This window comes from Actinoplanes sp. NPDC051851, from assembly GCF_040681165.1.
GTDB lineage: Bacteria > Actinomycetota > Actinomycetes > Mycobacteriales > Micromonosporaceae > Actinoplanes.
Window position 1 is genome coordinate 83,548 of the sequence record NZ_JBFAYF010000030.1, and the last position, 21,931, is coordinate 105,478.

A 21,931-nucleotide genomic window follows, 5' to 3' on the forward strand; every position below is an offset into this window, starting at 1 on the left:
GGCCCCGGAGAAGGCGCGGACCGGACCGAGAGCGGCCCGCGCCGGGGAAACGGAACGGCCCGCGAGATCGGCTGAGATGCCGACATCGCGGGCCGTTCTGCGTTCGCTGGATCAGGTTCGCCCAGCCAGGACCACCCAGCCAGGACCACCCAGCCAGGTTCACTCAGCCAGGACCACCCAGCCAGGACCACCCAGCCAGGTTCGCTGGGTCAGGCTCGCCGAACCAGGCTCCCCGAACCAGGCTCGGTGAGTCGGGTTCGGAGAGTCGGGTGGCTCGTCAGGCGCCGGGGGCGCCGTGGCAGCGCTTGTACTTCTTGCCGGAGCCGCAATAGCACGGGGCGTTGCGGGACGGGCCGTTGGAGTCGGACGTCTCGCGGGCGGCGTGGCGGCCGGCCGTGGTGTGGGCCGGGCTGGCCGGGACCGGGGACGCCTTCTGGCTGAACGCGGGCGGGACCTCGGGCTCCTGCCGGCGCTGGACCTGCGGGGTACCGGCCGTGGCCTCGCCGTCGATGGTGGGCGCGGTGTACTGCAGGTTCTGCGGGCGGCCGGGACCACCCAGACCCTTGGCGCGGACCTCGACGTGCTCGTGCGGGGGCTCGGGCTCGCCGTCGTCCTCGCCGACCTTGGGGAGCTCGAAGGCCTGCGACGGGTCGACCGTGACGGTGGGGGCCTCCTCGACCTGGACCTCCAGGTTGAAGACGAAACCGGCCGCCTCCTCCTTGATGCCCTCCATCATCTGGTTGAACATGTCGAAGCCCTCGCGCTGGTACTCCACCACCGGGTCGCGCTGGGCGTACGCCCGCAGGCTGATGCCCTCCTGGAGGTAGTCCATCTCGTAGAGGTGCTCGCGCCACTTGCGGTCGATCACCGCGAGCAGCACCTGGCGCTCCAGTTCGCGGACCGCCTCGGCGCCGAGCTCCTCCTCGCGGGACGCGTACGCCCGCTGGGCGTCCTGCTTGAGCTGCTCGACCAGGAACTCCTGGTCGATCGCGTTCCTCTCGCCGCCGGACTCCTCGATCACGTCCTCGATGGTCAGGCTGATCGGGAAGATGCGCCGCAGGTTGACCCAGAGCTGCTCCAGGTCCCAGTCGTCCGCGTAGCCCTCGGAGGTGGCCGCGGTCACGTAGTCGGCGACCGTGTCGTCGATCATGTGGATGATCTGGTCGTGCATGTCCTCGCCGTCGAGCACGCGCTTGCGCTCGGCGTAGATGACCTGGCGCTGCTTGTTCATGACCTCGTCGTACTTCAGCACGTTCTTCCGGATCTCGGCGTTCTGCGCCTCGATCTGGGTCTGCGCGCTGCGGATCTGCCGGGTCACCATCTTGGACTCGATCGGCACGTCCTCGGGGATGTTGAAACGCTCCATGACGGCCTCGACGGCGCCGGCCCGGAACCGCTTCATCAGGTCGTCCTGGAGGGACAGGTAGAACCGGGACTCGCCCGGGTCGCCCTGCCGGCCGGAACGACCGCGCAGCTGGTTGTCGATGCGGCGGGAGTCGTGCCGCTCGGTGCCCAGCACGTAGAGGCCGCCGGCCGCCTGCACCTCGGCCTGCTCCACCTCGCAGGCCTCCTTGACCTGCGGGAGGACCTCCTCGAGGGCCTTCGCGTAGTCCTCCGGGCTCTCCACCGGGTCGAGGCCGCGCTGGGCCAGCTCCTGGGCGGCGAGGAACTCCGCGTTGCCGCCGAGCAGGATGTCGGTGCCACGGCCGGCCATGTTGGTGGCCACCGTGACGCCGCCCTTCCGGCCGGCCTGCGCGATGATCGTGGCCTCCTGCGCGTGGAACTTCGCGTTCAGCACGCTGTGCGGGATGCCGCGGCGGCGCAGCAACTGGGAGAGGATCTCCGAGTTCTCCACCGAGACGGTGCCGACGAGGACCGGCTGACCGGTGGCGTGCCGCTCGGCGATGTCCTCGATGACCGCGTTGAACTTGGCCTTCTCGGTCTTGTAGATGACGTCGGGGTGGTCGACCCGGACCATCGGGCGGTGCGTCGGGATGCTCACGACGCCGACCTTGTAGACGCTGTTGAACTCGCCGGCCTCGGTCTGTGCGGTACCGGTCATGCCGCCGAGCTTGTCGTACAGCCGGAAGTAGTTCTGCAGGGTGACGGTCGCCAGGGTCTGGTTCTCCTGCTTGACCTCCACCCCCTCCTTCGCCTCGATGGCCTGGTGCATGCCCTCGTTGTAGCGGCGGCCGTGCAGGATGCGGCCGGTGAACTCGTCGACGATCAGGACCTCGTTCTCCGGGGAGACGATGTAGTCCTTGTCCCGCTTGTAGAGCTCCTTGGCCTTGATCGCGTTGTTCAGGTAGCCGACCAGGGGGGTGTTGACCGATTCGTACAGGTTGTCGATGCCGATCCGGTCCTCGACCTTGGCGACGCCCCGCTCGGTGATCGCGATGGTGCGCTTCGCCTCGTCGACCTCGTAGTCGCCCTCGCCGTCCTTGCCCTTCTGCAGGCGGCCGACGATCGAGGCGAACTCGCCGTACCACCGGGCGGAGTGCTCGGCGGGACCGGAGATGATCAGCGGGGTGCGCGCCTCGTCGATGAGGATGGAGTCCACCTCGTCGACGATCGCGAAGTTGTGGCCGCGCTGGACCAGCTCCTCCTTCGACCAGGCCATGTTGTCACGCAGGTAGTCGAAGCCGAACTCGTTGTTCGTCCCGTACGTGATGTCGCACTGGTACGCCGCGCGGTGCTCGGCCGCCGGCCGGTTCGGCAGGATCACGCCGACGGTCAGGCCGAGGAAGCCGTGCACCCGGCCGACCCACTCGGCGTCGCGCTGGGCGAGGTAGTCGTTCACCGTGATGATGTGCACGCCCTTGCCGCTCAACGCGTTGAGGTAGGCCGGGAACACGCCGGTCAGGGTCTTGCCCTCACCGGTCTTCATCTCCGGGATGTTGCCGAAGTGCAGTGCGGCGCCACCCATCAGCTGGACGTCGTAGGCACGCTGGCCGAGAACCCGCTTGGCGCCCTCCCGGGCCACCGCGAACGCCTCTGGCAGCAGGGAGTCGAGGGACTCGCCGTCCTGGTACCGCTCCTTGAACGACTCGGTGCACTCACGCAACTCGTCGTCGGTCAGGTCGACGTACTCTTCCTCGATCGAGTTGACCGCGTCCGCGATCGCCTTGAGCCGGCGCACCATGCGGCCTTCGCCGGCACGGAGGATCTTTTCCAATATCGACACGGGTCAGCGCTCCCCTAGACAGTCTGCCGAACCATCGTAGGCACCTTCTCCGGCATGCTGTGACCCGAGCCTCCCGTGAATCTCGCAAAAAAGACAAAACGGGTTACTAAGTTCGCTGACAGCGCAGTCTTGCGCCGCCGGAAACCGGTTTGGCCGCCGGGAGTGTTCGAGGAGAGGATGTCCGGGTGAATCAGGACCACGGGGTACGACTGCGCGACTATCGGCCGGAGGACGAGAAGGCGCTCGCCGAGGGCGTCGCGGATGCGCAGACACGGCGTTTCCTGCCTTTTTCGCCGTCCACGGCACGCGGTACGGCGTACGCCATAAGCAGCGGAACCAGCGATGAGCTGATGGGCGGAATCGGTCTGGACCACGTCGACGCCGCGCGCAGTCAGGCGACGGTGAGCCTCTGGGTCGGCCCCTGGGCACGCAGCCGGGGCATCGCGACCGCGGCCCTGCGCGCCTTCAGCGAGCAGGCGTTCGGCACCGGCCTGCAACGGCTGGAGCTGCTGATCCACTGGGAGAACCCGATCGCCCAGCGGGTCGCGCTCGCGGCCGGATACACGCGAGAGGGTGAACGGCGCGGCGGCCTGCCGAACGCCTCCGGCGGACGGGACGACGTGCTGGTCTACGCACGGCTGGCCGGCGATTCGGGCGAACCGGGCGAACGGCTGATCCCCGACCTGCCCGGCGGCGAGCTGACCGACGGCGTGGTGACGCTGCGGCCGCTCGTCCTCGACGACCTGGACTTCTACCACGGCCTGCACCTGCTGCCCGAGGTGGTCGCCTCCCGGGTGCCGCCCGAGCCGCCCACCGCGGAGGAGATGCGGCGCCGCTGCGAGCGGGCCGACGCGCACTGGATCGGCGGCAGCCGTGCCGAACTGGTGATCCTCGACGCCGCGACCGGGCAGCGGGCCGGCGAGATCGCGTTCTACTACATCGAGCCGATGCTGGGGCAGGCGATGATCGGCTACAGCATGCTGCCCGCGTTCCGGGGCCGCGGCCTGGTCACCCGGGCGGCGCAGCTGGTCGCGCTCTGGGCGTTCGCCGAGACCGGTATCGCCCGGCTGATCGCCGGGACGGTCCGGGAGAACCTCGGGTCGCAACGGGTGCTGGAGAAAGCCGGCTTCCACCGCGAGGGTGTGATGCGCTCGCGACTGCCCGGCCCGGCCGGCACCCGTGTCGACGACGTCCAGTTCGTCCTGCTCGCCGAAGACCTGCTCCAGCAGGTCTCCGACGACGCGACAGGCTAGATGCCCAGGCTCAGGATGCCGTAGTCGTATCCACGGCGGCGGTACACGACGCTCGGCCGGCCGCTGTCCTTGTCGTGGAAGAGATAGAAGTCGTGGCCCACGAGCTCCATCTGGAAGAGCGCGTCCTCGACCGTCATCGGCTCCCCGGAGTGCTCCTTCTCGCGCACGATGCGCCAGGGCTGGTCGGGCTCGTGGTCGTCGTGCTCGACGTCCGGCTCGGCGACCAGAGTGGCGACGCCACCTCGGGTGAGGTCGGTGGGGAGGTTGGCGGTGGCGGCCGCGACCGAGACCGGTGCGTGCCGTCCGCGATGGACCCGGCGCCGGTCGGCGGAACGGCGCAACCGGGCGTCCAGTTTGTTGATGGCGCAGTCCAGAGCTGCGTAGAAATCCTGTGCCTGTGCCTCGGCGCGGACCACCGGGCCCTTGCTCATGACGGTGATCTCGACTCGTTGGCACGTGTCGGACTGTCGCGGATTGCGCTCGTGGAACAACTCCACGTCGACCCTGATCAGTTTCTGGTCGTAACGCTCGACCTTGCTCAGCTTGTCCGCGACATGCTCTCGATAGTGGTTGGGAACCTCTACGTTGCGGCCCTTGACGACAATGTCCACTCGTGACCTCCCCCAACGTTGTTCGTGGGTCTTGCTTGAAGAGGACGCCGCGTACGCCTCGCGCACCGCGGCTTTACGTGGGTGAGACGACTCCTTTCCGGTGCGGCGGAACCGGTCCGCTCCCGGTGGCGGGTAAGTGGATGACCCTACCCTCGTCACCTAGACGCTAACCTGCCGATCCCGGCCAGTCATCCCTCGTTGGGGATAAGCGATTACTGACGTTCGCCTCTATCGGCGGGGCGTGGCGGAGTGCGAGCTAAATCCCGGGAGAGTTTCCGCGCAGACGTGTCGCTGCCAGTACTGCGGCGCCCGTGACCTGCATGTCCGCCTCCTCTAGACGACGGCACACCGCGGCCAGCGTGGCCCCGGTGGTGACGATGTCGTCCGCTATCACCAGCGTGCCTCGCATCCGGGCCGCGCGCCGCAGAACGCCGATTCGTCCCCCGGCTATTCGCAGTGAATTGACAGCCGCCGCGGCCCGCCCGGCGGCGTCCAGCGTCGTGGAGTCGGGCCTCGGGAGCGCCCGCAGCGGTTGCCCGACGCTCGCGGTCCAGCCGGCGGCGCGGAGACGGCGTACGGCGTGGGCGGCGAGCCGGGCCATGTGGTCGCCGTACCGCTCCCGGCGGGCCACGGCGGTGGACGGCACCGGGATCAGCAGCACCGGCCGGTCCCGGGGCGCCACGGTGGCGACCGCGCCGGCCAGCAGGGTGCCGAGCGGGCGGGCGAGCCGGTGCCGGCCCCGCTCCTTGTACGACAGCAGCGCGCCCCGCAGAGCCCCGCCGTACGGTCCGACAGCCGCGCAGCGCGGAAAACCCGGGGGCGGCGGGGTCGGAGCCGTCCAGAACGCCCGTAACGACTCCAGCTCCGCCACACAGACCGCGCAGGTGCCGTAGGTCAGCCGGACCCGCTCGGTGCCGCAGCCCGCACAGGCGCCGGGGAGCACCAGGTCCGCGAGCTCGGCGAGCATGCCGTCAGTCCAGGAACAGCGGCTCGGTCGGCACCGTGCCGGCCGGCTGGTTGCCCGCTCCCCCGGCCACGTCTCCCGCGTTGATCTGCTGGGCCTTGGAGAGCGCGTCCCAGGCCTTGCCGTCCGACGAGTACGACACCCACCCCGAGTACGCCCGACCGGTGATCGCGTTCGCCGTCAGCGGGTTCGCCGGGTACGTCGTCAGGTAGGTCACCCGCTTGTCACCGAGGTCGGCCAGCCGCTCGAAGGAGAGCGCCCCGTCGATCGACACGTCGATGATCGCCACCCGGCCGTCCGAGCGCACCCCGGCGACCGAGACCCAGCCCTCGTTGCTGAAGTCGACCGCGGTGACCGTGGTCAGCCCGGGCGGCCGGATCTGCTGGCTGTTGGCGAGCACGAAGCCGTCGCCGCTGCTGTTGAGCACCCCGCGGTAGAGCTTGCCGGCCGCGACCACGGCCACCCGGTTGCCGTCCGGCGCCACCGTGATCGCGGTGATCGCGCTGCTCTGCGAGGGCCAGATGACCTGCTGCGCGCGGCCGCCGCCGGCCGGGAAGGAGTAGAGCTTCCCGTTGCCGGTGACCAGGCCGACCGCGCCGTCCGCGCTGTTGTCCTCGGTGACCGCCCAGGTCGGGTGGCCGAGGGCGGACTGCGGCAGCCCGGTGACGCTCTGCGCCGGGGACTGCTCGCCGATCGGGCCGGCCGTGGTCCGGAGCACCTCGTTCTTGCCGCTCTTGGCCACCACGGCGGCGAAGGCGTGGGTGGCCGAGGTGGCGATCGCCGCGGACCGCACCTCCTTGTTGTCGTCCGCCTCCAGCACCGGGACCGACTCGACCGCCTTGAGCGACTCGGAGAGCCGGCGGATCTTCCCGGCGTAGACCACGAACCGCTCCGGCTCCTCGGCCAGGCGGCTGGCGGGATTGCTGCTCAGGAAGTCGCTGCCGTTGGTGTACTCGACCGGGTCCTCGTGCCCGATGGTCAGCTCGAGCCGGGTGGGCAGCAGCGACCGCAGCGACCACTGCAGCTGACGCCGGAGCCGGTCCAGCGCGGCGGCGGTGTCGTCCGAGGGCAGGGCCTTGTCGTTGAGGCGTACCTGCAGGCGGTCGTCGCTGATCGGCGCCTTGCCGACCGGGGCGGTGCCGGCCGGCAGATCCTCGACCACGCCCTCCAGCCATGAGGCCGGGCCGTTGACCAGCCAGTTCAGGATCATGGTGGGCTGCTGTTCGAGGGGTACGCTGACCGGCATGTAGCGGTTGTCCGGCACCAGGGCGGTGTGCTGGTTGTTCCAGAAGTAGATGGTCCGCTCGTCGTAGAACTGTTCCAGACCGGCGTCGCTGAGCAGCAGGGCGGACGGCGCCTCGGTGACGAAGAAGCCGGACTCCCCCGCGACCGAGCCGATCTTGAGGGTGTAGACGGCCCGGCGCGGGTCGCTGGACGGGTCGAGCAGGCCGAACCGGTTGAGCGTGCCGACCTCCTCGTAGGTCAGGCGCACCTCGTCCTTGCCCGGGTTGACCAGCGGGTCCTCGACCAGGCGGATCACCCGGATGCTGGTGACGCCGGGCTTGAAGGTCCGGGCCGCCTCGGGTGACATGAACCCCTTCACCCGGTCCAGCGCCGAGTCCAGGTCACCGGCCGCGGCCTTCAGGTAGTTCTCGATGAACTGGGTCTTGTCGGTGGTGGCCGCCTCCCGGGTCACCCGCGCCCCGGTGCTGTCGTCGCCGACCGAGATCCCGGTGGACGGGCCGGCGCCGACCGAGGTCACCCCGGTGTCGTCCGGTATGCCGCAGCCGCCGAGCAGCGCGAGCCCGGCGGCCCCCGCGGCGGCGAGTACCCGCCTGCGGTTCATCAGCCCACCTCCGCGGCGCGGTCCCGGGGGATCAGCGGCAGCGGGGCGGCGACCAGCCGGTCACCGGCGCGGACCGGCAGGGTGAGGCGGAACTGGGCGCCCTCGCCGGGCGCGCCCCACGCCTCCAGCCAGCCGCCGTGCAGCCGGGCGTCCTCGACGCTGATCGACAGGCCCAGGCCGGTGCCGCCGGTCTGCCGCGCCCGCGACGGGTCGGCCCGCCAGAACCGGTTGAACACCAGCCGCTCCTCACCCGTCTTGAGCCCGATGCCGTGGTCCCGCACGGTGATCGCCACCGCCGCGTCGTCGGTCGCCATGGTGATCTGCACCGGCTTGGCCTCGCCGTGCTCGACCGCGTTGCCGACCAGGTTGCGCAGCACCCGCTCGACCCGGCGCGGGTCGACCTCGGCGATCACCGGGGTGTCCGGCAGGCGCAGCTGCAACTCCACGCCGGCCCGCTCGGCCAGCCCGGCGAGCCGGGCGGTGACCCGCTCCACGATCGGGACCAGGTCGGTGTGCTCGGAGTCCAGCGCGGCGAACCCGGCGTCGAACCGGCTGATCTCCAGCAGGTCGGTGAGCAGCCCCTCGAAGCGGTCCAGCTCGGCCTGGAGCAGCTCGGCGCTGCGCGCCACCGCCGGGTCGAAGTCCTCGCGCTCCGAGAAGATCAGGTCGGCCGCCATCCGGACCGTGGTCAGCGGCGTCCGCAGCTCGTGCGACACGTCCGAGGTGAATCGCCGCTGCAGCCGGGACATCTCCTCCAGCCGGACGATCTGCCGCTGCAGGTTCGCCGCCATCTGGTTGAACGCCGCGGCGAGCAGCGCCAGGTCGTCCTCGCCGTCCACCTTCATCCGCTGGTCGAGCAGGCCGGCGGAGAGCCGCTGGGCGGTCCGCGCGGCCACCCGGACCGGGGTCACCACCAGGCGGGTCACCAGGCCGGCCACCACGCCGAGCAGGATCACCAGGGCGATCCCGGTGGCGAGCACCGTGGTGCGTATCTGGTTGGCGGCCCGGTCCTCGGTGGTCAGCGGGACCATGTAGTAGAGCTCGACGTGCCCGAACTTGGTCGGCACCGGCGAGCCGTAGACGAGGTACTTCGTCGGCTGACCGCTGATCTCGGCGGTCCGGATCTGCCAGGCGACCTGACCCTTGTCGGCGACCATCCGGATCATCGAGGCGGTGATCAGCCCATCGGTGTCCACCTGCGGGAGCGTCCGCGCCTCGATGCCGGGGTAGTTCTCCGCCCGGATCGAGACCACGGTGCCGCTGTCCCCGGCCTGATCGCCGTCGTAGAGCTCGTTGACGGTCTCGTTGATCGTGGACGGCAGCTCCGGGTCACGGGCCTGCGGGTGCACGGTGAGCTGGCTGTTCGCGTACTTCACCTTGCGCTGCAGGGACGAGGCGACCTCGTCCTGGGCGCGGTTCAGCAGGATCTTGGCGCTCTGGTCGGCGATGAACCAGCCGAACGTGCCGACCAGGAGGCTGGACGCGATCAGGGTCAGCGAGACCACGCGGAGCTGCAGGGAGCGCCGCCAGTACCGGCGGACCGGCGACGTGTACGCCTCCAGCCTGCGGACGAGGACGCGCCAGTATCGCCGGACCACCCGGAGGGGACGGCGTACGGACATCGGAAGCCAGGAGGGTGCACGCATTACGCGGCAAGGTTAGCCGCTGCCCCGGATCAGCCGGTGCCCGCCTTGTAGCCGACACCGCGGACCGTGAGGATGATCTCCGGCCGCTCGGGATCCGGCTCGATCTTCGCGCGCAGCCGCTGGACGTGCACGTTGACCAGGCGGGTGTCCGCGGCGTGCCGGTAGCCCCAGACCTGCTCCAGCAGCACCTCGCGGGTGAAGACCTGGCGCGGCTTGCGGGCGAGCGCGACCAGCAGGTCGAACTCCAGCGGGGTCAGCTTCACCTCCTCGTTGTCCCGCGACACGGTGTGCGCCGGGACGTCGATGGTGATCTGGTTCCCCGGCGGGCCGATGGTGAGCATCTCCGGCGCCGCGTCCTCGCCCCGGCGCAGCCGGGCCCGCATCCGGGCGACCAGCTCCTTGGGCTTGAACGGCTTGACCACGTAGTCGTCCGCGCCGGACTCCAGGCCGAGCACCACGTCCACGGTGTCGCTCTTGGCGGTCAGCATGACGATCGGGATACCGGACTCGGCGCGGATGGCCCGCGCCACATCGATGCCGCTCATCCCGGGCAGCATCAGGTCCAGCAGGACGATGTCCGGGCGGCTCTCCCGGAAGGCGGCGAGCGCGCGTTCCCCGTCCGCCACGAACGAGGGGAGGAATCCCTCACTGCGCAGGACGATGCCGAGCATCTCGGCCAACGCGGGATCGTCGTCGACGACCAGTACCCGGGCTCTCATGCGGTCCAATATTGCACTGTCCTCCCCGTCCCCGCGCTACCTGGGGGCCGATCTTGTCGAGGAGCATACGCACAGAGAGCGGTTTCTCACCGTATGGAATCAAAATGAATGCGGGCGGCCCCGATTCCGGGACCACCCGCGGCGCTCGACGTTCGGCGTCAGAAGCCGGGCCGGTCGAACTCTCCTGCTCGGACCCCGGCGATGAAGCCGGTCCAGTCCTTCGTGCCGAAGCTGAGCACCGGACCCGCGACGTCCTTGGAGTCGCGAACCATCACGGCGGCCGGAGCATTGGCGACCTCGACGCAATGCCCAGCAGCGCCACTACGGCTGCTCTTACGCCAAGTAAGCGTGGCGTCCTGCATTGTTTCTCCTTCCCGAGAATTGCCTCTCCATTGGACCGCACCCCGGGAGATCAACGAGCCAGCCGGTCCCTCGTCTCAGCGATGACCGTTCGGCTCGCTTCTCGCGACAAAGCGCGTTCTCGCAGGTCGTCAAAGGCGTCCTGATAGATGTCTATCTCCTCGGGCTTCACCCGGAAGAGACCGCCGGTCAGCCCCTCGCTGTGCACGACCGGGTTACGGGTACTCTCCGCGAACTCGAGCACCAGGAACGACTCGGTCAGGCCGGCGTGCGCGCCCGCCCGGAACGGCAGGATCTGCACCTCCACCTCGGCCCGCTCGCCGATCTCCTGCAGCAGCCGGCCGAGCTGGCGGACCAGCACCCCGCGACCGCCCACCTCCCGGCGCAGCACGCTCTCGTCCAGGACGATCTGCAGCGCGGGCGGCGGATCCTTCTCGAAGAAGACGCGCCGGTTCATCCGCAGGTCGAGGCGGCGCTGGATGACCTCGCTGTCCTCGATGTCGGCGCCGGTCTCGATCACCGCCCGGGCATACTCGTCGGTCTGCAGCAGGCCCGGCATCACCTGGGCCTCCCACTCGGCGATCCGGACCGCCTCGGCCTCCAGGATCAGATACTCCTCGTACTGATCCGGAACGGACGAGCGATACGGCGCCCACCAGGCTCGGGCCCGGCCGCGTTTGGCCAGGTCACGAAGGCGTCCCCGGTCCTCGACACGGAGGCCGTAGAGCGTCAGCAGCCGATCGAGGTCGGCCTCGCTGATTCCGGTGTGCGCGGTCTCGATCCGGCTCAGCTTGGACTCGGACCACCCGAGCGCGGTCGCCACGTCCACCGCCCGGCGTTCAGCGCGGAGTCGGCGCAGTTCACCGCCGAGCTCCCGGCGCGCTGTCGATGTCGGCCTGGCCACGGAGCCACCATATCGGCGCATCGATGGCCCGTTGCAAGTTGCAAAGCCTCATTCTTGAAATCAAAACCTTTTTCTCGTACGCGTCACCCCGCCCCGAAGATCATTTCCCCGTTCCGTTCCGTCCGCAGCGCGACCGCCCATGCCCACTCACCCCGATTGCCGCGCCCCCGCTTTCGGCTGGTTCTCCGGGGTACCTCAAGACCCTTGAGGCACCCCGGAGAACCAGCCAGGACCGGGCACTTGACCAGGGAGATCGGCACGCGACCAGGTGTCGAGGGGTCATCTCGGACGGGGATAGCGAACGGGGCGACAGGCCGAAACCCGCCGCCCCGTTCATCCCCCCGGTTTGGTACCGCGCGCGTCCGTGGGACCCCCCGATCACCAATGACGCTGCGTGCTTATAGATTCACACTCCGCACATGACATGTCAAGGTATTTCCAGAAATTTCGGACGCTCGGCGGGCAGGTCGACCCGCCGATGACCACGGTGAACACCGTATGACCGATCGACGCTCCCCACCCGCCAGTCGATCACCGACCGCCCCGGGCGCCCCTCCCCCTCCGTCAGCAACCCGACAGAGCCAGACACCTCACAAATCCCACCCGCCCGCGTTCTCACCATCAGCAGCACGCGCAGCAACCGTCCGGAAAGCCCCCGGACTCCCCACACCACCCGAACCCCGGCCCAGCGTGTGAAACCACCGCGCGGAGAGCGCCCGGACTCCACACGCCGTCACAGGGGCGGACGCCGCAAGGGTGTGAGGCGGCCGCGGTGGAGGGGTCAGGAGGGGACGGCGGCGATGAAGACCGAGCCGAGTCCGGCGGCGGTGACCGGGCCGGCGTTCGTCGGGGCGTAGGCCGCGGTGCCCGGCGTCAGCGTGACCGGGATGCCGTGGTCCTCGCCGACGTGCACGTCACCGGAGACCCCCAGGATGATCCGCGGGCCCGTACCCGGCAGCCGGACCGGCGGGCGCCCCTCGGTCAGGTCGACCCGGTAGAGCTCGAAATCGCGTACCGGAACCCGCCAGGAGACCACCCCGGGCCCGATCTCCGCCGGATGCAGCAGCGGGTCTGCCAGTACCTCGAAACGGAGCACCCGGAGCAGCTCGTCCACGTCCACCCGCTTCGGGGTGAGGCCGCCGCGCAGCACGTTGTCGCTCGCCGCCATCAGCTCGACGCCGAGGCCGTTCAGGTACGCGTGCAGGTTCCCGGCCGGCATCCAGATCGCCTCGCCCGGGCGCAGGTGCACCAGGTTGAGCAGGAGCGCCACCAGCACCCCCGGATCGCCCGGGTAGTGCCCGGCCAGGTTCACGGCGAGCCGGAACGACTCCGCGTGCGGATGGCTCGCGGTGTGCGCCGAGGCCGACGCGACCACCGCGTCGATCAGCGCACCGCGTTCGGCGGCCGGCCAGGAGAGCAGCAACCGGACCGCCCCGGCGAGGTCACCGGTGTGCAGCGCGTCCGTCACCGGGGCCAGCTGCGGCAGGTTGAGCTCGGCGAGGACCAGCGCGGACACCTCGGCCGGGCGGAAGCCGCAGAGCGCGTCGAACGGCGTCAGCGCCACCAGCATCTCGGGCTTGTGGTTGGCATCCGTGTAGTTCTTCGGCAGTGACGGGTCGGCCTGCTGCCGGGCGTACGCCTCGGTGGCGTACTTCAGATCGGGATGGGCCTGGAGGGAGAGCGGGGCACCCGCGGCCAGCACCTTCATCAGGTACGGCAGGCGGGATCCGAAGCAGTCGGCGACGTGCTCGCCGAGCTGTCCGGCCGGGTCGCCGTCGATCAGCGCGGTGAGGGTGACCGGCCCGTCGGGGCCCGGAACGGTGGACGGGTCCCCCGGATGCGCGCCGAGCCACAGCTCCGCCTCGGGCCCCTCGGTGGGGGTGGGACGGCCCTGCAGCTCGGCGATCGCGGTCCGGGATCCCCAGGCGTACGGCCGGATGATTCCGGTAAGCGGGTACACGGTCATACCCGGCAAATTAGCAGCTGTCAGGCGGTGACGGGCGGCGCGGAGGAGACCGCCTGCTCCGCGGCCTCACGCTTGCGGTAGATGTCCGGTTCGATGTAGATCACCCGGGCGATCGGGACCGCCTCGCGGATCCGTACCTCGGTCTCGTCGATGTGCCGGGCCACCTCTTCGGCGGTCTCCGTCCTGGGCACCGCGATCTTCACGGCGACGAGCAGCTCGTCGGGGCCGAGGTGCAGCGTCTTCATGTGGATGATCCGCTCGATGCCCTCGCCGGCCAGCACCGCCTTCTCGATCCGATCGAGCGCCTCCGGGTTGGCGCCCTCGCCGATCAGCAGGCTCTTGGTCTCCACCGCGAGGATCGCCGCGATCGCCACCAGCAGGACACCGATCGCCCCGGTGCCGATGCCGTCCCAGACGCCGTCCCCGGTGAGCAGGGTCAGGCCCACGCCGAAGAGCGCGAGCACCAGGCCGACCAGCGCACCGGCGTCCTCCAGCAGCACCACCGGCAGCTCCGGCGCCTTGGCCCGGCGCACGAAGTCCACCCAGGAGGTCTTGCCCCGGGTGTGGTTGGACTCCTTGATCGCGGTGTAGAACGAGTACGACTCCAGCGCGATCGCCACCACCAGGACGGCGACCGGGACCCAGGCGTTGTTCTCGATCGGGTGCGGGTCCTGGATCTTGTGCCAGCCCTCGTAGAGCGCGAACAGGCCGCCGACGCTGAAGAGCACGATCGAGACGATGAACGCGTAGATGTAGCGCTCCCGCCCGTACCCGAAGGGATGTTCGGTGGTCGCCTTCTTCTGCGACTGCTTGCCGCCGACGAGCAGCAGAAGCTGGTTGCCGGAGTCGGCGACCGAGTGGATCGCCTCGGCGAGCATCGACGAAGAGCCGGTGAGTGCCCAGGCCACGAACTTGGTCGCGGCGATACCCAGGTTGGCGCTGAGCGCCGCCACGATCGCCTTGGTGCCGCCCTCGGCGCTCACTGCAGTCCCTCTGCCATCGGGTTGGACAGCTCCTTCATCTCGCTGATGGCCGGGACCGCCATGGGGTCCAGGCCATGGGCCAGGGCCAGGTACAACGACGCGAAGTCGGGCACGGCGACCAGCGACGCGAGCCGCTCCAGCGTCGAACCGCCTTCGGCGGTCAGCACGTCGCAGCGTACGCCACGCCGATCGGCGAGTGTCTGGATGGCGTCCGCCCGGCGCTCCTCGACGGCGACCGGCTCGTCGGCGTCGTCCTCCGGGTTGAGGCCGCCGTCGCGGAGCACCACCAGCCGGAGCCGGGTGACCGTCTCGTCCTCGTCCTCCGGGTCGGCGAAGATGTCCCGGGAGCCCTCGGCGAGCCCGCCGAAGACGCCGTCCAGCAGGCCCACCCGGCCGCGGCCGGCCTCGCCGAGCGCGCCGGCCATCACCGGGTACCGCGCGTTCGCGGCCAGGGTGTCGGCGAAGCGGCGGGCGGCGACGGTGGCCAGCGGCGAGGAGCCCCAGACGATCGGGACCGAGCCGGCCAGGCCGAGGGCGAGCGCCTTGGCCGGGTTGACGAACGAGTCGGCACCGGGACGGCAGCGCTCGGCGTCGGCGTCCAGCCGGATCGCGGTCTCGGCGATGTCCGCCTCGGTGACCTTGACCAGTCCCAGCCCCCGTCCGGCCAGCAGCACCGGGACGGCGAGGCCCCAGAGCGTGGCACGGGCCGGAGCCCGGCGCGGCACCCCGATGAACGGGGCCCGGAACCGCTCGGCCATCGCCTCCAACTCGGAGTCCGGGTTGCCGATCGCGACCAGCCGGGCACCCCGGCGTCCGGCGGCCTCGGCCGCGGCGAGCGCCTCGGGGCTGCGGCCGGAGGCGGAGACCGCGATCACCACGTCCGCCGCACCGACCCATCCGGGGATGCCGGCGCTGCGGTGGCCGATGATCGGAACCGGACACCGCGGGCCGGCGACGGTGGACAGGATGCTGCCGGTGAGGCCGGCGGTGCCGATGCCGGCGACGACGACCGCGCGGGGGCGGCCCTCGTCGGCGAGCATGCTCAGGTCGACCTCGGCCGCCAGGGCCGCGGACTCCCGGACCTGGGCGCCGGCCGAGGCGGTGGCCCGGAGCATGCCGCCCGGGTCGTTGCCGAGCATCGACTTCTCGTCGTTGAGCAGCGACTCGTCGGCGATCCGGTGCCCGTTGACGCCGGAGGCGCCCTCCAATGGGTTGACCATCAGTTCCCCTCCCCCGGGCCGGTGGCCGGCAGCGCCGCCTCGTCGAGGAGGAGGATCGGGATGTCGTCCCGGATCTCGAAGACCCGGCCACACTCGGTGCAGGTCAGCGTCTGTGCTCCGGCATCGTGATCGAGCGGTGCGTGATGTGTGTCCGGGCAGGCCAGAATCTCCAGCAACTGCGGATCAAGCGCCACCGATCTACTCCTCATCGACGCGGAAACCTCTGAACGAGGCGATCCTAGCGGCGAACGATCGCCAGCACCTCGTCACGCAGCGACGCCATCCGGTCGGCGTCCGGCGCCTCGACGTTCAGGCGCAGCAGCGGCTCGGTGTTGGAGGCGCGCAGGTTGAACCAGGCACCCCCGCCGACCTGGAAGGTCAGGCCGTCGAGGCCGTCCACCGAGGCGTCCGGGAACGCGGCCCGCACCTCGTCGATCTTCGCAGTGGCGTCGGCCACCGTGGAGTTGATCTCACCGGAGGCGGCGTACCGCTCGTACTCGGCGGCGAACTCGGAGAGCGGCTGGTCCTGGCCGCCGAGCGCGGCGAGCACGTGCATCGCGGCGAGCATGCCGGTGTCGGCGAACCAGAAGTCCCGGAAGTAGTAGTGCGCCGAGTGCTCGCCGCCGAAGACCGCGTTGGTCTGCGCCATCTCCGCCTTGATGAACGAGTGGCCGACCCGGCTGCGCACCGGCTTGCCGCCGTTCTCGGTGATGATCTCGGGCACCGCGGCCGAGGTGATCAGGTTGTGGATGACCGTGCTGCCCGGGAACTTGGCCAGCTCGCGGACGGCGACCAGCGCGGTGATCGCGGACGGCGAGACCGGGTCGCCCTTCTCGTCCACCACGAAGCAGCGGTCCGCGTCCCCGTCGAAGGCCAGGCCGATGTCCGCGCCCCGCTCCCGGACCGCCCTCTGCAGGTCGACCAGGTTCGCCGGGTCCAGCGGGTTGGCCTCGTGGTTCGGGAACGAGCCGTCCAGCTCGAAGTAGAGCGGCACGATGGTGAGCGGCAGCGCCGGCAGCACCTGGTCACCGAGCACCGCCGGGACGGTGTATCCGCCCATGCCGTTGCCCGCGTCCACGATGACCTTGAGCGGGCGGATACCGGAGAGCTCGACCAGCGAGCGCAGGTGGGCCGCGTAGTCCTTGAGCAGATCCCGGTTCTCCACCCGGACCGGGCCCTCGGCCTCGGCGTTCAGGTCGGCGAGCAGCTGCTGGGCCCGCTCCCGGACGATCACCAGGCCGCTGTCCTGGCCGACCGGACGGGCGCCGGCCCGGCACAGCTTGATCCCGTTGTACCGCGCCGGGTTGTGGCTGGCGGTGAACATGGCGCCGGGCAGGTTGAGGATGCCGGAGGCGTAGTAGAGGCCGTCGGTCGAGGCGAGTCCGATGTTGATCACTCCGGCGCCGGCCGCGTTCACGCCGCGGGCGAAGGCGGCGGCGAGACCCGGCCCGGACTCGCGCATGTCGTGGGCGACCACGATCTGGTCCGGCTCGTCACCGGACTCGCGGAGCATCTCGACGAACGCCGTACCCAGCGCCCGGGCGACCGGCTCGCTGAACTGATCCGGGACGATCCCCCGGACGTCGTACGCCTTGATGATCTGCGACAGATCAAGCACCACTATCTCCTCAGCCGAAACGCCGGATTTCCGAAACGCCTGTCCGGGCCGAGAGTATCGGAGCACCAGGGGCCGAATGGTTTTAACCGCACGACCGGGGCGTTACGTCAGACCATCGCGACAGGCCCGGTCAGCTGCACGGGTGGTCTCCGGCAGCCGGTACCGCGGCGTCAGTGCGAGCGTCAGTGAGCAGGCCGTTTCGAGATCGATCCGGTGCCCGGCCGAGACGAAGACCGGTTTCACGGCGTCCCGGGTCCGCAGCACCGCGCCGACCGTCTCGCCCCCGTCGATCAGCGCGGCCCGGTCACCACGCCGCGTTCCCACCGGATCGTGTGACCCGACGAGCCTCGTCTTGCCCACCCCGAACGACGGCAGATCGGTCAGCACGCCCAGGTGCGCGGCGAGCCCGAACCGGCGCGGGTGGGCAAGCCCGTGCCCGTCGCAGACCAGCACCTCGGGACGGACGCTCAGCCTCTCCAGCGCCTCCATCAGCGCCGGCACCTCGCGGAAGGCGAAGAGGCCGGGCACGTAGGGGAAGGCCGGGCGGCCGCGGACCACGGCGGTGTCGCGTACCGAGAGGTCGGCGGCGTTCAGCACCACGACCGCCGCGGCCAGCCGGTCGGCCGCGTCGTCGTAGGCCACGTCCAGGCCCGCGATCAGGGACGGACTCGCCGGTCCGGGGGCGGAGACCACCCGGGAGCGCAGGATCTCCTGCACGGCGAGTGCTTCTTCTTCGGTACGCGGCCGGCTCTCCACCGCCGCAGCCTAGATACTGTTGTCTAAGGGCGTGACCGGCGTCACGATGGTGGCTGGAGGTGGCGCCGGTGAATCCGTGGCTAGCCCTGACCCCGGGTGCCGACCCGGCCGAGCGGATCCGCCTGGTCGGGCACGCCCACGAGCTGTTCCTGAGCGGGCAGAGTCCGGCCGGGAACCGTCCGCCGGACCAGATGCGCCCGGTGGTCGCCGAGTCCTGGGCCCGGTCGGCGGCGTGGATCGGCGCGGACAGCACCGCACCGATCGACCTGCGCGACGACGAGCTGGAGGCGTACCGGCAGGCCCATCCGCTGGCCCGGGTGATGCCGCTCTTCCGGGACCTGCTCGGCGGGCTGGCCGACGACGGCGACCACATCCTCGCGGTCTGCGACGAGCACGGCCGGCTGCTCTGGGTCGAGGGGCACGCCGCCACCCTGCTCGGGGCCGCCTCGATGAACTTCGTCCCGGGCGCGCGCTGGGACGAGGCGCACGCCGGCACCAACGCGCCCGGCACCGCGCTCGCCGTCGACCACGCGCTGCAGATCTTCGCGACCGAGCACTTCAGCCGCCCGGTGCAGCGGTGGACCTGCACCGCGGCGCCGATCCACGACCCCGGGACCGGGCGGCTGCTCGGCGCGATCGACGTGACCGGAGGGGACCACCTCGCAAACCCGCACAGCCTGGCCCTGGTACGCGCCACCGCGCTGGCCGCGGAGGCGTACCTGAAGGACCTGGAACCGCGGCGCGGCAAGCCGGCGGTCGCCGCACTCGGCCGGGACGAGGCCCTGCTCGCGGCGAACGGCACCCGGATCCGGCTCGGACGGCGGCACTCCGAGCTGCTGGTGCTGCTGACCGTGCACCCCGAGGGGCGGACCGGCGATCAGCTCGGCTTCGACCTCTACGGCGACGACGTCAGCCCGGTGACGGTGCGCGCCGAGCTCTCCCGCCTGCGCCGGATCCTCGGCCCCGAGCTGCTCGACTCGCGCCCCTACCGGCTCCGCACCGAACTGGACGTCGACCTCACCGCGGTCGGCCGCCTGCTGGACGCCGGACGGGTCGCGGAGGCGGTCGCCGCCTACTGCGGGCCGCTGCTGCCCACCTCGGACGCGCCCGGCATCGTCCGGCTGCGGCGGCTGCTCGACGACCGGCTGCGCGCCGCGATCCTGACCACCGGCGACCGGCGGCTGCTGCAGTCCTGGCTGAGCAGCCCGTGGGGCGCCGACGACCTCGACCTCTGGGAGGCGTACTCGAGGCTCACCCCGGCCGATCCGGTCGCCGGGCGCCGGGTCGCCGAGCTCGCCCGCGAATACGCGTGCAACGTCCGTGCAACGTTGCCGTAACTAGGGTCTCGCCTCATCAACGAGGAGGCGAGACCGTGACCGTATACACGCCGCCAGGTTCCGAGGGCGCCATCGTCAGCTACCAGTCCCGGTACGACCACTACATCGGCGGTGAGTACGTCCCGCCCGCCCGCGGCCGCTACTTCGAGAACCCCACCCCGGTGACCGGACGGGTCTTCTGCGAGGTCGCCCGGGGCACCGAGGAGGACGTGGAGAAGGCCCTCGACGCTGCGCACGGCGCGGCGGACGCCTGGGGACGGACCTCGCCCACCGAGCGCGCGAACATCCTCAACCGGATCGCCGACCGGATGGAGCAGAACCTGGAGAAGCTGGCCGTCGCCGAGGCCTGGGAGAACGGCAAGCCGGTCCGGGAGACGCTGGCCGCCGACATCCCGCTCGCGATCGACCACTTCCGCTACTTCGCCGGCGCGATCCGGGCGCAGGAGGGCAGCGCCAGCGAGCTCGACGAGGACACCGTGGCGTACCACTTCCACGAGCCGCTCGGCGTGGTCGCCCAGATCATCCCGTGGAACTTCCCGATCCTGATGGCGGTCTGGAAACTGGCCCCCGCGCTGGCCGCCGGCAACGCCGTAGTGATCAAGCCGGCCGAGCAGACCCCGGCCTCGATCCACTACCTCTTCTCGCTGATCGGCGACCTGATCCCGGCCGGCGTGGTGAACATCGTCAACGGCTTCGGCGTGGAGGCCGGCAAGCCCCTGGCGAGTTCGAACCGGGTCGCCAAGGTCGCGTTCACCGGCGAGACCACCACCGGCCGCCTGATCATGCAGTACGCCTCGGAGAACCTGATCCCGGTCACCCTGGAGCTGGGCGGCAAGAGCCCGAACATCTTCTTCGACGACGTGAGCAGCGCCGACGACGACTTCTTCGACAAGGCCCTCGAGGGCTTCGCGATGTTCGCCCTCAACCAGGGCGAGGTCTGCACGTGCCCGTCGCGCTCGCTGATCCAGCAGGGCCACTACAGCGACTTCCTGGCCGCGGGCGTGAAGCGGGTGGAGAACCTCAAGCAGGGCAACCCGCTGGACACCGACACCCAGGTGGGCGCGCAGGCCTCCAACGACCAGCTGGAGAAGATCCTGTCGTACCTGGACACCGGCCGTCAGGAGGGCGCCCGGGTGCTGGCCGGCGGCGCCAAGGCCGAGCTCGGCGGCGACCTGGCCGGCGGGTACTACGTCCAGCCGACGATCTTCGAGGGCCGCAACAGCATGCGGATCTTCCAGGAGGAGATCTTCGGCCCGGTCGTCTCGGTGGCGCCCTTCGCCGACTTCGACGACGCCATCAAGATCGCCAACGACACGCTGTACGGCCTCGGCGCCGGTGTCTGGACGCGGGACGGCAACCGCGCCTACCGGGCCGGGCGCGCGATCAAGGCCGGCCGGGTCTGGACGAACTGCTACCACCTGTACCCCGCGCACGCCGCGTTCGGCGGGTACAAGCAGTCCGGCATCGGGCGGGAGAACCACCGGATGATGCTCGACCACTACCAGCAGACCAAGAACCTGCTGGTCAGCTACTCGCCCAAGGCCATGGGCTTCTTCTAGGCCATGGCTGAGCCCATCGTCGCCATGCCCTCCCGGCCCTCGCTCCGCCGCGGTGCGGTCGGCCATGGCTAACCGCGTGGATGTCACGCCCGCGGCCGCCGATCTGATGCGGCGGCTGCGGGCGGAGCACGGCCCGTTGATGTTCCACCAGTCCGGCGGCTGCTGCGACGGCAGCGCGCCGATGTGCTACCTGGAGGGCGAGTTCCGCACCGGCCGCTCCGACGTACTGCTGGAGTCTCTGGCGATCGAGGGGGTGCCGGAGCCGATCACGTTCTGGATGTCGGCGGCGCAGTTCGCACTCTGGAAGCACACCCACCTCACGGTCGACGTGGTCCCGGGGCGCGGCTCCGGCTTCTCGCTGGAGGCTCCGGAGGGCGTCCGCTTCCTGATCCGCTCCCGCCTGCTCACCGAGCAGGAGCTCACCGAGCTCGCCACCCGCCCGGCCTGACGACCCACCCGACGGCCCACTCGCACTGACGACCCACCCGGCCGGCCTGACGACCAGCCCGGCCGGTAGACCCGCGCCCGAGCCCCCGCGACCACGACACGCGGGGTCTCGGGCGCGCTTCGTGCACGGCTCGCGGTTCCGGCTGGCGCTGAGGGGTGTCTCAAGCGGAGCGAGGCAGTGAGTGCCAGCTTTCCCGGCATGGCTGGTGGTCAGGGGTCTCTCGGGCGCCTGAGACACCCCGGATCGCCAGCCGACCGGACTGAGGCACCCCGGATCGCCAGCCGACGGGCCCGAGGCACCCCGGATCGCCAGCCGATCGGCCGGGGCGCCCTGGGCCGCCGGCTCACCGCCCGCGGGGTACCGCCCGGCCGGTCCACGAACGAACCCCGGCAGGCGGATCCGGCGATCCGCGGGCGACGCGTGGCCCGGGCGGGGCGACGCGCGGCCCGGACGGGGCGGCACGTAGCCCGGGCGGGGCGGGGCGTGCACGCAGACGGCGCAGGCGGGGCGGGGCGTGCACACGATCAACCCGGATCAGGGGCGGCACGATCACTGAA

The 21,931-nt window shown here is 70.7% G+C and carries 18 protein-coding genes; 4 read left to right on the forward strand and 14 right to left on the reverse strand.

Annotation, left to right across the window (positions count from 1 at the left end; all coding sequences use genetic code 11):
* Positions 1-277 precede the first annotated feature (277 nt).
* Entirely contained in the window at positions 278-3,184 is a 2,907-nt protein-coding gene (secA, locus tag AB0M08_RS26630) for a preprotein translocase subunit SecA (protein WP_364498521.1), read from the reverse strand.
* 185 nt (positions 3,185-3,369) lie between these two features.
* On the opposite strand from secA, the gene AB0M08_RS26635 reads away from it, so the two are divergent.
* Complete coding sequence (locus tag AB0M08_RS26635; RefSeq protein WP_364498525.1) at positions 3,370-4,437, forward strand: GNAT family N-acetyltransferase; 1,068 nt, start codon at positions 3,370-3,372, stop codon at positions 4,435-4,437.
* Here AB0M08_RS26635 and raiA read toward each other — a convergent pair.
* The 13 genes from raiA to nfi form a co-directional block, all read right to left on the reverse strand.
* The gene (gene raiA, locus AB0M08_RS26640; RefSeq protein WP_364498528.1) at positions 4,434-5,048 is read right to left on the reverse strand and encodes a ribosome-associated translation inhibitor RaiA; all 615 of its coding nucleotides are present in this window, start codon (positions 5,046-5,048) and stop codon (positions 4,434-4,436) included. The two genes, AB0M08_RS26635 and raiA, sit on opposite strands and share 4 nt — an antisense overlap.
* A gap of 256 nt (positions 5,049-5,304) precedes the next feature.
* Entirely contained in the window at positions 5,305-6,015 is a 711-nt protein-coding gene (locus AB0M08_RS26645; RefSeq protein ID WP_364498531.1) for a phosphoribosyltransferase family protein, read from the reverse strand.
* A gap of 4 nt (positions 6,016-6,019) precedes the next feature.
* Positions 6,020-7,858: an LpqB family beta-propeller domain-containing protein gene (locus tag AB0M08_RS26650; protein ID WP_364498534.1), complete on the reverse strand. Its 1,839-nt coding sequence runs from the start codon at positions 7,856-7,858 to the stop codon at positions 6,020-6,022.
* A complete protein-coding gene (mtrB, locus tag AB0M08_RS26655; protein ID WP_364498537.1) occupies positions 7,858-9,504 on the reverse strand; it encodes an MtrAB system histidine kinase MtrB in 1,647 nt (548 codons plus the stop codon). Before mtrB ends, AB0M08_RS26650 begins: the two co-directional genes overlap by 1 nt.
* Before the next feature lie 29 nt (positions 9,505-9,533).
* Positions 9,534-10,223, reverse strand: coding sequence for an MtrAB system response regulator MtrA (mtrA, locus tag AB0M08_RS26660; RefSeq protein WP_364498540.1), 690 nt, complete (start codon positions 10,221-10,223; stop codon positions 9,534-9,536).
* A gap of 158 nt (positions 10,224-10,381) precedes the next feature.
* Entirely contained in the window at positions 10,382-10,585 is a 204-nt protein-coding gene (locus AB0M08_RS26665) for a DUF397 domain-containing protein (RefSeq protein WP_364498543.1), read from the reverse strand.
* Between the two features lie 50 nt (positions 10,586-10,635).
* Positions 10,636-11,487 (reverse strand): helix-turn-helix transcriptional regulator, encoded by an 852-nt coding sequence (locus tag AB0M08_RS26670; RefSeq protein WP_364498545.1) that lies wholly within the window; start codon positions 11,485-11,487, stop codon positions 10,636-10,638.
* A gap of 781 nt (positions 11,488-12,268) precedes the next feature.
* Positions 12,269-13,447 carry a mannose-6-phosphate isomerase, class I gene (manA, locus tag AB0M08_RS26675; protein WP_364498611.1) on the reverse strand — a complete coding sequence of 393 codons (1,179 nt, stop codon included), beginning with the start codon at positions 13,445-13,447 and terminating at the stop codon, positions 12,269-12,271.
* A gap of 26 nt (positions 13,448-13,473) precedes the next feature.
* On the reverse strand, positions 13,474-14,436 hold the full coding sequence (locus tag AB0M08_RS26680) for a cation diffusion facilitator family transporter (protein WP_364498548.1): 963 nt from the start codon (positions 14,434-14,436) through the stop codon (positions 13,474-13,476).
* A complete protein-coding gene (locus AB0M08_RS26685; RefSeq protein ID WP_364498551.1) occupies positions 14,433-15,656 on the reverse strand; it encodes an SIS domain-containing protein in 1,224 nt (407 codons plus the stop codon). The genes AB0M08_RS26680 and AB0M08_RS26685 overlap by 4 nt, the downstream gene beginning before the upstream one ends.
* A complete protein-coding gene (locus AB0M08_RS26690; protein ID WP_364498553.1) occupies positions 15,656-15,850 on the reverse strand; it encodes a Trm112 family protein in 195 nt (64 codons plus the stop codon). Before AB0M08_RS26690 ends, AB0M08_RS26685 begins: the two co-directional genes overlap by 1 nt.
* 44 nt (positions 15,851-15,894) lie before the next feature.
* Positions 15,895-17,274 (reverse strand): phosphomannomutase/phosphoglucomutase, encoded by a 1,380-nt coding sequence (locus AB0M08_RS26695; RefSeq protein ID WP_364498555.1) that lies wholly within the window; start codon positions 17,272-17,274, stop codon positions 15,895-15,897.
* A 102-nt stretch (positions 17,275-17,376) separates the two neighbouring features.
* Positions 17,377-18,030 carry a deoxyribonuclease V gene (gene nfi / locus AB0M08_RS26700; RefSeq protein WP_364498558.1) on the reverse strand — a complete coding sequence of 218 codons (654 nt, stop codon included), beginning with the start codon at positions 18,028-18,030 and terminating at the stop codon, positions 17,377-17,379.
* Between the two features lie 68 nt (positions 18,031-18,098).
* Here nfi and AB0M08_RS26705 point away from each other — a divergent pair, with 68 nt between their 5' ends.
* The 3 genes from AB0M08_RS26705 to AB0M08_RS26715 all read left to right on the forward strand — a co-directional run bounded on the left by AB0M08_RS26705 (position 18,099) and on the right by AB0M08_RS26715 (position 21,374).
* Positions 18,099-19,367 (forward strand): GAF domain-containing protein, encoded by a 1,269-nt coding sequence (locus AB0M08_RS26705; protein ID WP_364498560.1) that lies wholly within the window; start codon positions 18,099-18,101, stop codon positions 19,365-19,367.
* Positions 19,368-19,402: 35 nt separating this feature from the next.
* Positions 19,403-20,926, forward strand: a complete 1,524-nt coding sequence (locus AB0M08_RS26710; protein ID WP_364498563.1) for an aldehyde dehydrogenase family protein — start codon at positions 19,403-19,405, stop codon at positions 20,924-20,926.
* A gap of 64 nt (positions 20,927-20,990) precedes the next feature.
* The gene (locus AB0M08_RS26715) at positions 20,991-21,374 is read left to right on the forward strand and encodes a DUF779 domain-containing protein (RefSeq protein ID WP_364498566.1); all 384 of its coding nucleotides are present in this window, start codon (positions 20,991-20,993) and stop codon (positions 21,372-21,374) included.
* Positions 21,375-21,931 lie beyond the last annotated feature (557 nt).